This window comes from Flavobacterium saliperosum (assembly GCF_900100625.1).
Lineage (GTDB): Bacteria > Bacteroidota > Bacteroidia > Flavobacteriales > Flavobacteriaceae > Flavobacterium > Flavobacterium saliperosum.
Genome location: NZ_FMTY01000003.1, coordinates 22868 through 35708 on the forward strand (window position 1 = coordinate 22868; position 12841 = coordinate 35708).

Consider the following 12841-nt stretch of genomic DNA (forward strand, 5'->3'; position numbering starts at 1 on the left):
AAAAATAAAAGCCCTAAGTTAGGGCTTTTATAGTATAGTATGAAAATTTTTGTGTATTATCCTCTTGGTTTTTTCTTGTTGTCTTTCGGACCTACTTTAGACATTGCGCAACGGAAACCAATGTAGTCTGTTGCCATATCTTGTGGGTAGTATCTTCTTGAAGCAGGATCCAACCAGTAAGCTCTGTCTCTCCATGAACCTCCTTTGTAAACTCTTGAATCGTCATTTACTAAAGTTGTTCTTTTGGAAGATTTATCGAACTGTCTTTTCATTGTTCCTAAACTGTCAACCGAGATTTGGTGTTTAGGTGAATCGTACATTCTTTTCGCATCGCTTCCTTTTTTGTCGCCACCTTCGTCTTCAGAATCAGCAAATTTGAAATAGCGGGTTGATTGCTTGTCACCATCTCTATAGTTTCTGTTGTCAGAAGTAGAGAAGTTGTATCTTAAATATGTTTCGTTTTCGTCAACCGGTACTTGAGCAATTTGACCAGGGAAATTTCTAGCCATTACTTTACCGTTACTTAAAGTGTCATATTTTACGTTTTCAGATGTAACCATTTCAACTTTTCCGTCTTCGCCAATTTTGTTTTTGGTGTAAACGTTACCTCTAAAGTAGTTGAAATCGTTGGCTTCATCGTCTACCATTGGACGGTAAACGTCTTGTACCCATTCCGCAACGTTACCAGCCATATCATATAATCCAAAATCATTTGGAGCATAAGATTTAACTTTGTTTGTGATATCGGCACCATCATCAGACCAACCCGCAATTCCACCGTAATCTCCTTTACCTTGTTTGAAGTTGGCTAATTGATCACCTCTTTGCGCTCTTTTACCGCTACGGGTATATTGACCGTTCCAAGGGTATTTCTTTTTACCTTTATAGATGTTGTACTCACGGATTCCGTTAAGTGCAACTGCAGCATATTCCCACTCCGCTTCTGTTGGAAGTCGGTACTCCGGCAAAATGATACCTGAAGATCTTTGTGCGAATACGTTTTTAGGCTCGATTGTTTTTCCGTCTTTCGTAGTTTGAGGCTTGGCATTTTTGCCTTTAGCTCCTTTTTTGCCACGGAAAACGATTTCCTCATTCCCGCCACGTGCGGTGGAAGGACTTGCCAAATAAGCTTCGGTGCTGAAAGTGTTTGTTGCATCCACTTCGTTTACTTTAGCGTCTTTTTTCAAGTATTGTTCTCTTTCAAGGATGGCCTCGTTAACACGGTCAGTTCTCCACTTGCTGAATTCAGAAGCTTGAATCCAATTCACGCCTACAACCGGATAACTTCCGTATGCTGGGTGTCTTAAGTAGTTGTTGGTCATCGTCTCGTTGTATCCTAAACGATTTCTCCACACTAACGTGTCAGGAAGTGCTCCTGTGTAAATGTTTTTGTAATTTTCATCATCCGGAGGGAAAACGGTTTTTAACCAAAACAAGTATTCAGCATACATCATGTTGGTTACTTCAGTTTCATCCATGTAGAATGATTGAACGTGTTGTTGGTTTGGCGTGTTGTTCCAGTCGTGCATTACGTCATCTTCAACTTTACCCATGGTAAATGTTCCACCTTCAATAGCCACCATTCCCGGAGGAGTTTCCTGCTTTTTGAACTTGTCATTGTACTGGAAACCACCTTTTTTGTCGTTGATTTTCCATCCAGTTGCCTGTGAACCTCCTTTGGACGACCCCTTTTTACTACAACTAGTAAAAGATATTGCCAACGCTAACGCTGCAAACATCTGTAAAGTCATAATTCTTCTAATTTTCATACTTCAAGTAGGTAATAAATTTAGTGCCGCAATATAGCAATTAACCATTAAACTGCAACAACTTTTTTATAAATTATTAAAAAAAATATAAATTCGTGTTAAACCTCTTTCTGATAACGCTTTTGTTTAATATATATTGTGTAAAATTAGCTATTAAAGAAAATATTTTCTCTATTTGTAATAACTTTTGAAATAATTCGTTTTCAATATAATGAAAAAATACTTACTTCTCATATTATTGTCTGCTTCTTTTTTTTGTTTTGGTCAGGAACAAGGGACTGTTACAGTCGATTGGAAACCGACGCAAAAATATTTCATTGATTCCATTCCTTTTCTTATTCCGCAGTTTACAATCGAAAATCTTGAATTTAATTCGGTTGAAAAAACCTTGGTTTTCCGCAAAAGAATTAGCGTTCAGGCGCCCGTAAATGAAAATTCGTTGCAGATATCCAATATTGTTTATGAAACCATTGCAAAAGAAGAATTGAAAGATCTTTCTTATGCCAAACTTCCGGCCGGACTGAATGGTGCCATTGATTATACCGTCGGACGCGACGCGCAAAGCGTCCTACTTTCTTTTTCTCCTATTATAAAGGTAGGAAATGAGGTGAAGAAAGTCAAATCGTTTGCTTATGCCTTTTCAGGTGCGACGTCTTCTGAACGACCATCTTCCGCCAGAGCCGCTATTGTTAATTCCGTTTTGTCTTCTGGCGACTGGTACCGATTCTATATCGAGAAGTCCGGAATTTACCGACTTTCGAAAAATTTTTTACAGCAATTGGGATTTGATACCAATGTCGATCCCAAAAGGATTAAGATTTACGGAAACGGCGGAAGAATGATACCTTTATTGAATTCCGTTCCTTATCCTATGGATTTGGAAGAAAATGCGATTCAGGTCTTTGGTGAAGAGGACGGCGCTTTCGACTCCGATGATTATGTGTTGTTTTATGCCGAAGGAATTGATGTTTGGAATACCGACAGTGACACCAGTGTTAATCTTTACGATTCGAAATCATATTATTACGTTACCTCACAGGGCGGAAACGGAAAACGCATAGCTGCCAACGTACAGCCGGTCACTCCTGCGGATATGGTTTTTACTACGTTTGATGATTATCAGTATTATGAAGTGGATAAAACCAACGTGGGACGTTTAGGGAGAAAATGGGTTGGGGATAATTTTAATATTGAAAACGTACAGTCTTTTGATTTCAGTTTTCCAAATCTGGCAACATCGGTTCCTGTAAAAATAAAAGTTAATGCGGTTTCTGCTTCCTATGGAAACAGCTCTTTCAAGATCAAAGCCAATAATCTGGAGTTGAATACCATGGATTTTCCTGCTTTAGATCCTACCGTACACGTTGCGGCCTATGAGAAAGTTTATGAAGGGACTTTTACATCCTCTACGGCAAACATTTCGATACAGTTGGATTATAATAATGGGGGAGTGCCTTCTTCTAATGGGTATCTTGACAATATTTCACTGGTTGCTAAGCGAAACCTTCAGGGATACGGACAGCAGTTCTTGTTTCGAAATGACTTGGCCGGAACAAATGTTGGCGTTGGAGAATATCAATTGTCTTCCGCATCCGGAATTTCTCAGGTATGGGATGTTTCCGATATTTATAATGTATCTAAAATTGAAAATCCGGGCCTGCCAAACTTCTCGTTCAAAGCCGCTTTAGGCGAAGTGAGAAAATATGTGGCGTTGGACTTGGCTAATGCTTATACGCCTCCAAGTCAATCGGCTTCACGAATAGCCAATCAGAATTTAAAAGGAACCATTTTTAAAAATGATCTTGGTGTTGATGTGGATGTGGATTATATTATTGTTACTCCCACTTTTTTAAAAACACAGGCTGAAAAGTTAGCAAATTTTCACAGGAATTATTCGCAACTAAATGTGAAAGTGGTGGAACTGTCGCAAATTTATCAGGAGTTTTCCTCAGGGAAACAGGATATTGGAGCGATTCGTAATCTGATAAAATACATTTATTTTAATAATCCGTCTTATCCGAATAACAAAATACGATACGTAAATCTTTTTGGGGATGCTTCCTTCGATTATAAAAACAGGATTTTCGGTAATACCAATGTGGTTCCCGTGTTTGAGGCCTTTTTTAGGGTAACGTCAAATTCAGGCGCTACTCCCATTAACTTCTCAAATTACCTGACTTTTATGTCGGATGATTTTTATGCCTTGATGCACGACGATGAAGGGACTATGCTGACTATTAAAGATTTGGATATTGCCGTGGGACGAATGCTTGTGAATTCTCCTGAACAGGCCGATCAAATGGTAAATAAGATTATTGAGTATCATGACGAGAAGTCCTTTGGAAGATGGCGCAACCGTTATGTGATTGTTTCCGATGATGCGGAAAACGCAACCGATGCCACTTTACAACGAAATCTCGACGGATTGGCAGACCAGCTTTATGCGCAAAAACCATTCATGAATGTGAAGAAAATCCATTCCGATTCCTATATGCAGGTTACTGCGGCCGGCGGGGAGCGTTATCCTTCGGTTAACGAGGATTTCGTGAGTGAATTGGAAAGTGGCGGTTTGGTTTTCAATTATTTCGGACACGGCGGGGAGGATGGTTTGGCTCAGGAGCGTCTTTTTGATAAAGCCACGGCGCAAAATTTAAAGAACCAGTACAGATATCCTTTGTTTGTAACAATAACTTGTGAATTTACCCGTTTTGACAATCCGTTCCGACCAACGGCCGGTGAATACATGTTTTGGAATAAAGCCGGTGGTGCGGTGGCATTGGTTACAACTACCCGGGAAATAGGAATATCAACAGGGGAAAACCTCAATCAGGTGTTGAATTCAAAGTTGTTTTCATTCGGCTCCAATACTTACGAATCCATTGCGGAAGCATTGCGATTAACTAAAAATCAGGCTGCTTTCGGAGATCGTAATGTTGTTTTTTGTGTGGGGGATCCGGCTTTGAAATTGGCCATTCCTAAACCAAAAGTACGTTTGACAAAAATCAACGACGTGCCGGTTACACAGCCTACGGATACCTTAAAGGCATTGAGTTATGTGAAAATGGCGGGCGAAGTGGTGGATGAATTCGATAATCTGCAGTCGAATTATAATGGTGATTTGGCGGTTCAGATTTTTGATAAGGATTTAAACCGTTCCACATTAGGAAATGACGGTACGTTGAATGGTAGTGGCCAATTGGAGATAATGAATTTCACCACATTGGGAGAAACCATTTTCAGAGGAAATGCTTCTGTGACTAACGGGCAATTCGAATTTGGATTTATCGTGCCAAGAGATATCAGGATTCCGGTGGGTACCGGAAGAGTCAGTTTTTATGCAAAAAACAAACAGCCTCTTGAAAACAATACCGGGTATGATTTGACCGTTAAAGTGGGTGGTATCAATACAAATGCGGTTGCAGACAATTTACCGCCACGGATACAGTTGTGGATGAATGATAAATCGTTTGTTTCGGGTGGAATTACAAATGCCTCGCCAATATTTTTGGCAGAATTGAAAGACGAGAACGGGATTAATACTGCAAGCGGAATTGGTCATGATATCGTTGCGATTTTAGACGGCGATGAGAACAATCCGTATATCCTGAATGATTATTATGAAACCGAACCGAATGATTATACAAAAGGGAATATTCGTTTTCCATTCCGAAATTTAGCCAAAGGTTTGCACACGCTAACTTTGAAAGTTTGGGACGTGTATAACAACTTCGCAACAGCTGAAATTCAGTTTATTGTAATGGGGGATGAGGAAATGGCGCTTTCCAACGTTTTGAATTATCCGAATCCTTTTGTGAGTTACACCGAATTTTGGTTTTCGCACAACAGGCCGTTTGAAACACTGGATGTTCAGGTGCAGATATTGACCATTACCGGAAAAGTGGTTAAAACCATTAATCAGTCGGTAACTACTGTAGGGTTCACTAATCGCGAGATTAAATGGGATGGTAAAGACGATTTTGGAGACAGAATCGGAAAAGGAGTTTATGTTTACAAGTTAACGGTGAAGTCGCAAAGTTCAAATAAAACGGCAGAAAAAATTGAGAAACTTGTAATACTTTAAGAAAATAGTATATTTGTTAAATTAATTAGTATCATAAAAATGAAGAAAATATCCATAGTATCCTTGTTCTTGCTTGTTGTTCAATTAGTTAATGCGCAGGATAGAGTGATTACGACAGGGGTTCCTTTTTTGTTGATTTCTGCAGATGCCCGCGCGGCAGGTCTTGGTGATATGGGTGTTGCCACTTCAGCAGATGTTTTTTCACAACAGTACAACCCTGCAAAATATGCCTTCTCACCTAATAAGTACGGATTTTCAGTAAGTTATACTCCCTATTTGACAAGTATAGCTAATGATATTTCTTTGGGTCAGGTTACCTTCTATAACCGTATTAATGAACGTAGTGCTTTTGCTACCAGTTTGCGTTATTTTGGGTTGGGCGATATTGAATTACGCGAAACCGGTGATCCGGGAGAAATTCCGAGAACCGTTAGTCCTAACGAATTGGCTTTTGATCTTTCGTATTCATTAAAATTGAGTGAACAGTTCTCCATGGGAATTGCCGGTCGTTACATTCGTTCCAATTTAAGAATTCCGGATGGTAATACCGATGCATCAGCAGCCAATTCGTTTGCCGTTGACGTAGCCGGATTCTATCAGTCGGAAGAATTTGCCATGAGCGATTTCAACGCAAGATACCGTATAGGAGTCAATTTGCAGAATATGGGTCCGAAAATTTCGTATGATGGTGATGTGGAGCGTAGTTCCAATTTTCTTCCGTCCAATCTGAAATTGGGAGGTAGTTTTGATTTCATTTTAGATGAATACAATAAGGTTTCGGTTATTGGAGAGGTAAACAAACTGATGGTGCCAACGCCTGAAAAAGTGGTTCCCACAGATATTGACGGAGACGGTACGATTGAGCAGACTGAAATTAACACGGCCTACTCGGAAGCGAATCAGCGTTACAGAAGAATCGGATGGGCTTCCGGTCTTTTCAAGTCTTTTGGTGATGCGCCGGATGGTATGAGTGAAGAGTTGAAGGAATTTACCTGGGCATTAGGGGCAGAATATTGGTATCAGGATTCCTTTGCTTTCAGAGCGGGGTATTTTAATGAGAGTGTCGAAAAAGGAGCAAGAAAATTTGCTACCATCGGAGCCGGATTCAAATACAATATTGTTAAGGTAGATGTTTCGTATTTGTTCTCTACTTCAAAAGTGAGAAATCCTTTGGAAAACACATTGCGTTTCTCGCTGACATTTAATTTCGGTGATTCGTATGATGATCTATAGTAAAAAGTAATAATAAATGAACTATCCAAATTCGTCATGAGTTTGGATTTTTTGTCTGTAATAATTTGAGTAAATGAAGAACATTAGCATTACGTCAACTTTTTTGGTTTATGAATCTTCGGATGAACTTTCCGCAGAAGTGAAGAGTTTGATGGAACAGGCGATTGAAATCAGAAAGAAAGCCTATGCACCGTACTCTAAATTCAGGGTAGGGGCTGCCATATTGTTGGATAACGGGAAAGTGGTGTTGGGTTCCAATCAGGAAAATGCCGCATATCCTTCGGGTTTGTGTGCGGAAAGGGTGGCGATTTTTCAGGCAGGGGCCATTTATCCGGATGCTAAAATCGTAAAGATAGCAATATCCGCAACCGCGGATGATAAGGAAATGACCGAGCCGATACCACCGTGTGGCGCTTGCAGACAGTCTATTGCCGAATACGAGTTTCGTCAGGATTTGCCCATTGAAATATATTTCATGGCGGCAGTCGGTAAAGTCTATAAATCAGATTCGCTTAAGAATTTGCTGCCGTTGATGTTTGATAAAAACTTTTTATAAAAAGAACAATTTAACGTCTTTAAATTTTCACGTCTTAAAGGGATGTGTTATTTTTGCCGTTCGCAAAATTGTGTAATATAGCTTAAAAGAGCAATAATAGATGAAACCAATCACAAAAGAAGTTTACCTTAAATGGTATGAAGACATGCAGTTCTGGAGAAAGTTCGAAGACAAACTCGCTGCATTATACATTCAACAAAAAGTTCGTGGATTTTTACACTTATACAACGGTCAGGAAGCGGTATTAGCAGGAGCTTTGCATGCGATGGATCTGTCTAAGGATAAAATGATCACGGCTTACCGTAACCATGTTCAGCCAATCGGAATGGGTACCGACCCAAAAAGAGTGATGGCCGAATTATTAGGGAAAGCAACCGGTACTTCAAAAGGTATGGGTGGATCCATGCATATTTTCGATAAAGAACACGGATTTTACGGAGGTCACGGAATCGTAGGGGCGCAAATCCCTGTAGGGGCCGGAATCGCTTTTGCCGATAAGTATTTTAACACTGGTGGCGTAACCATGACTTATTTTGGAGATGGGGCAGCACGTCAGGGTTCGCTTCATGAAGCCTTTAATATGGCCATGTTGTGGAAACTTCCCGTGGTTTTTATCGTGGAAAACAATGGGTATGCCATGGGAACTTCTGTGGAGAGAACCGCAAACCATACCGATATCTGGAAATTAGGTTTAGGATATGAAATGCCATGCGGACCGGTAGACGGGATGAATCCGATTAAAGTGGCTGAAGCTATGCACGAAGCCATCGAAAGAGCACGTCGTGGCGACGGACCAACGTTCCTTGAAATGAAAACATACCGTTACAGAGGGCACTCCATGTCGGATGCACAACACTACAGAACTAAAGAGGAAGTGGAAGAGTACAAAAAAATCGACCCAATCACTCAGGTTTTGGATATCATCAAAGAAAACAACTATGCAACCGATGCGGAAATCGAAGCAATCGACCAAAGAGTAAAAGACTTGGTGGACGAATGCGAGAAATTTGCGGAAGAATCTCCGTATCCGGAAGTAAATCAGTTGTATGATGTGGTTTACGAACAAGAGAATTATCCATTTATTCCACATAAATTATAATCGATTATGGCAGTAGTAATTACAATGCCGCGTTTAAGCGACACCATGACCGAAGGTGTTGTGGCAACTTGGTTAAAAAAAGTTGGTGATACGGTAAAAGAAGGCGATATTCTTGCAGAAATTGAAACGGACAAAGCAACAATGGAGTTTGAGTCATTCAATGCAGGAACCCTGTTACATATAGGAATTCAGGAAGGCGAATCGGCTCCGGTGGATTCCCTTTTAGCAATAATCGGTGCTCCGGGTGAAGATATTGCTGCTTTACTAAGCGGAGGTGCTCTGGCTCCAACCCGAGGCGAAGCCGAATCGAGCGAAGCTAAAACAGAAGCGGCTCCGGTAGCAGAAGGTAAGGCGGAGGCTCCAACAGCTGCAGCAGCACTTCCTGCAGGAGTAAAAGTGGTAACCATGCCGCGTTTAAGCGATACCATGACCGACGGAACGGTTGCGACTTGGTTGAAAAAAGTAGGGGATGCCGTTAAAGAAGGCGATATCCTGGCAGAAATCGAAACCGACAAAGCAACGATGGAATTTGAATCGTTCAATTCCGGAACGCTTTTATATATTGGGGTTAACGAAGGGCAAACGGCTCCGGTTGACAGCATTTTGGCCATTATCGGCCCTGCTGGAACCGATGTTTCCGGTATTGCTGCTGATTTTAAAGCAGGTGGTTCTCTTGAAGCACCGAAAGCGAACGCTTCAGTTGAAGTAAAAACGGAAACGGCTACTGCACCTGTACAAAATACAAATGCAGGCGGAAGAATTTTCGCATCTCCGTTAGCTAAAAAAATAGCTCAGGATAAAGGAATCGACTTATCTCAGGTAAAAGGTTCAGGTGAAAACGGAAGAATCGTTAAAGGCGATGTGGAAGGATTCACACCTCAGGCTGCCGCTGTGCAAACGGCTTCAACTCCTGCGGCAACAACAGCTGTACCAGTTGTAAAACCATTCGTTCCTGCCGGAGAAAAATTCCAGGAGGAAATCAAAAATTCGCAAATGCGTAAAACGATTGCACGTCGTTTGGCAGAATCGAAATTCACAGCCCCGCATTACTACTTGACTATTGAAGTAGCCATGGACGAGGCAATGAAATCGAGAGCGGTAATCAATACAGTACCGGATACGAAAGTGTCGTTTAACGATATGGTTGTGAAAGCATGTGCGATGGCCTTGAAAAAACATCCACAGGTAAATTCACAATGGAGGGAAGATGCGATGATTATCAACCACCACGTAAACATCGGTGTGGCCGTTGCAGTGGAAGATGGATTGGTAGTGCCGGTATTGAACTTCACCGACCAGATGAGTTTAACGCAAATTGGCGCTAGCGTGAAAGATTTGGCGGGTAAAGCAAAAAACAAAAAACTGACACCGGCAGAAATGGACGGAAGTACGTTTACGGTTTCCAATTTGGGAATGTTCGGTATCCAGTCGTTCACGTCGATTATCAACCAACCGAATTCGGCAATTTTATCTGTAGGTGCTATCGAAGAAAAACCGGTAGTAAGAAACGGACAAATTGTGGTAGGAAACACCATGACGGTTACTTTAGCATGCGATCACAGAACTGTGGACGGAGCAACAGGCGCTCAGTTCTTACAAACACTAAGACAATTTTTAGAAAATCCGGTAACAATGTTGGCGTAAGCCCGTTGTTCTTAATAAATTAAATCCCGTTTTGAACTTCAGAACGGGATTTTTAGTATTTTAGTTTTATGAAGCACATTATAATTACAGGAACATCCCGCGGAATAGGGCACGAACTGGCCTTGCAATTTGCAGCAGCCGGACATCAGGTCCTGTCGATTTCAAGAAAAATAGCTCCGGAGTTACTCGGGAATAAACATATTACTTGTTTGAGTGTGGATTTGGCTTCGGATGAAGATTTGCAGAAAGTAGCCAATTTCATTTCAACCGCATGGAAAAAGGTGGATATCATCATTCATAATGCCGGATCACTTTTATTGAAACCGTTCGGAGAAATTTCGTCGGAAGAATTTGAGAACGTTTATAAAGTGAATGTTTTCGGTGTGGCCAATTTAACGCGTGTCTGTCTTCCGTATCTTCAAAAAGGAAGTCATGTGGTGACCATCAGTTCCATGGGTGGGATTCAGGGCAGTATGAAGTTTGCCGGACTTTCCGCTTACAGTTCCAGTAAAGGAGCAGTAATTACACTGTCTGAATTGTTGGCCGAAGAGTACAAAGAAAGAGGCATTTCCTTCAATGTACTGGCTTTAGGGGCAGTTCAGACGGAAATGTTACAGGAAGCCTTTCCGGGTTATGAGGCGCCGATTTCCGCAAAAGAAATGGCCGACTATATTTTCAATTTCGCGCTGACCGGAAATAAATATTTCAACGGGAAAGTGTTGCAGGTTTCATCCACAACGCCATAGTACATGAGTGAGGTTCTTCTGAAATACATCCCGGAACACGCTGTCCCTCCTTGTTTTGAGTTAATCAAAGCTTATAACGTTCATTTGAAAATTGTCAATGAACGCGTGACCCGTCATGGAGATTACAGAAGGCATCCCGACGGATTTCATCAGATTACCGTGAATGCCAGTTTAAACAAATACCGTTTTCTGATGACGCTGATTCATGAAATCGCCCACCTGGTAGCTTTCGAAAAATACGGGAGAGATATCAAACCCCATGGCGACGAATGGAAGCTCACGTTCCAACGCATGATGGTACCGTTTATTCGTCCGGAAGTTTTCCCAAGCCAGTTGTTGCCTTTGCTGGCACGACATTTCAGAAATCCGAAAGCGAGCAGCGATACGGACGCCACTTTATCGTTGGCACTGAAACAATTTGACCCGGTAAACGATAAAAATTATATCTTTGAGATTCCGTATGGCAGTACTTTTCGCATTCATAATGGGAAAATATTTAAGAAAATCGCCCTTCGTACCAAACGGTATGAATGCATAGAACTAAGCTCGGGAAGAATTTATCTGTTCAATCCGAATGCCGAAGTGGAATTGTTATCCAATTAAAACTTTGCGACTTTGTTACTCAGTAACTTTGCAACTCAGAAAAAATGAATAAAAATTATTATGCAATATTAATGGCCGGCGGTGTCGGATCCCGATTCTGGCCTTTAAGTACCACGGAGTTTCCCAAGCAGTTTCACGACATGTTGGGAACCGGGGAAACATTAATTCAGAAAACATTCAGCCGGTTGTCGCAATTGATTCCGCAGGAAAACATTCTGATTCTTACGCACGAAAGTTACAACGACTTAATATTGAAGCAACTGCCGCAGGTAAAACAGGAGCAGATTGTTTTGGAACCTGCCATGCGAAATACGGCACCGTGTATTTTATATGCTTCCCTGAAGATAAAAAAGCAAAACCCCGATGCGGTTATGGTAGTGGCACCCAGCGATCACTGGATTGAGGATGAGGTGCAGTTTGTAGCCAATTTGCAGCGTGCTTTCGATTTGTGTGAGCGTGAGGAAACCCTAATGACGTTGGGTATTTTACCGACATTCCCGAATACCGGTTACGGGTACATCGAATACGATAAATTAGACACGCGTCCGATAAAAAAAGTGGTACAGTTCCGTGAAAAACCGGATTATGCCACGGCACGAAAATTTATTCAAAGCCGAAATTATCTGTGGAATGCCGGAATCTTTATCTGGAGCGCAAAATCCATTTTAAAAGCGTTCGAGCATTTTCAGCCGGCAATGTTCGCCCATTTTATGGATGGCTATGAAGCCTACAATACGGATAAGGAGCCGTTGTTTATCAAAGAAAATTACCCGAAAGCCGAGAATATTTCCATCGATTATGCCGTAATGGAAAAAGCACTGAATGTTTTTGTGTTACCGGCCACTTTCGATTGGAACGATCTGGGAACTTGGGGTTCTTTATACGATAAACTCCCGAAAGACGAACAGGATAATGCCGTGGTGAACGCAACGGTTATACTGGAAAACGCTTCCAATAATATTATACGAACGGAAGGGAAAAAACTGGTTGTGATTGACGGATTACAGGATTTCATCATCGTCGATAAAGACGATGTTTTGCTGATTTATCCGAAAGGGAAAGAGCAGGAAATCAAACGGATTACCACAATGGCAAATAAATTGAAATAAA

9 protein-coding genes are annotated in these 12841 nt (G+C 41.3%); 8 read left to right on the plus strand and 1 reads right to left on the minus strand.

The features are described 5' to 3' along the window. Nucleotides 1-56: 56 nt before the first annotated feature. On the minus strand, nt 57-1769 hold the full coding sequence (gene gldJ / locus BLQ05_RS06390) for a gliding motility lipoprotein GldJ (protein WP_035654870.1): 1713 nt from the start codon (nt 1767-1769) through the stop codon (nt 57-59). 211 nt (nt 1770-1980) lie between these two features. Between gldJ and porU the strand changes: the two genes are divergently transcribed. From porU to BLQ05_RS06430, 8 genes are all read left to right on the plus strand, one after another. Further along, entirely contained in the window at nt 1981-5850 is a 3870-nt protein-coding gene (gene porU, locus BLQ05_RS06395) for a type IX secretion system sortase PorU (protein ID WP_023577360.1), read from the plus strand. Between the two features lie 39 nt (nt 5851-5889). Then, the gene (porV, locus tag BLQ05_RS06400; protein WP_023577359.1) at nt 5890-7083 is read left to right on the plus strand and encodes a type IX secretion system outer membrane channel protein PorV; all 1194 of its coding nucleotides are present in this window, start codon (nt 5890-5892) and stop codon (nt 7081-7083) included. 73 nt (nt 7084-7156) lie between these two features. Further along, on the plus strand, nt 7157-7639 hold the full coding sequence (gene cdd, locus BLQ05_RS06405) for a cytidine deaminase (protein ID WP_023577358.1): 483 nt from the start codon (nt 7157-7159) through the stop codon (nt 7637-7639). A 100-nt stretch (nt 7640-7739) separates the two neighbouring features. After that, a complete protein-coding gene (gene pdhA, locus BLQ05_RS06410; RefSeq protein WP_023577357.1) occupies nt 7740-8738 on the plus strand; it encodes a pyruvate dehydrogenase (acetyl-transferring) E1 component subunit alpha in 999 nt (332 codons plus the stop codon). Nucleotides 8739-8744: 6 nt separating this feature from the next. Beyond that, nucleotides 8745-10382, plus strand: coding sequence for a pyruvate dehydrogenase complex dihydrolipoamide acetyltransferase (locus BLQ05_RS06415; protein WP_023577356.1), 1638 nt, complete (start codon nt 8745-8747; stop codon nt 10380-10382). Between the two features lie 68 nt (nt 10383-10450). Next, nucleotides 10451-11128, plus strand: coding sequence for an SDR family NAD(P)-dependent oxidoreductase (locus BLQ05_RS06420; RefSeq protein ID WP_023577355.1), 678 nt, complete (start codon nt 10451-10453; stop codon nt 11126-11128). 3 nt (nt 11129-11131) lie between these two features. Next, nucleotides 11132-11731, plus strand: a complete 600-nt coding sequence (locus BLQ05_RS06425) for a SprT-like domain-containing protein (RefSeq protein ID WP_023577354.1) — start codon at nt 11132-11134, stop codon at nt 11729-11731. A gap of 44 nt (nt 11732-11775) precedes the next feature. Further along, on the plus strand, nt 11776-12840 hold the full coding sequence (locus tag BLQ05_RS06430) for a mannose-1-phosphate guanylyltransferase (protein WP_023577353.1): 1065 nt from the start codon (nt 11776-11778) through the stop codon (nt 12838-12840). The last annotated feature ends 1 nt before the right edge of the window (nt 12841 follow it).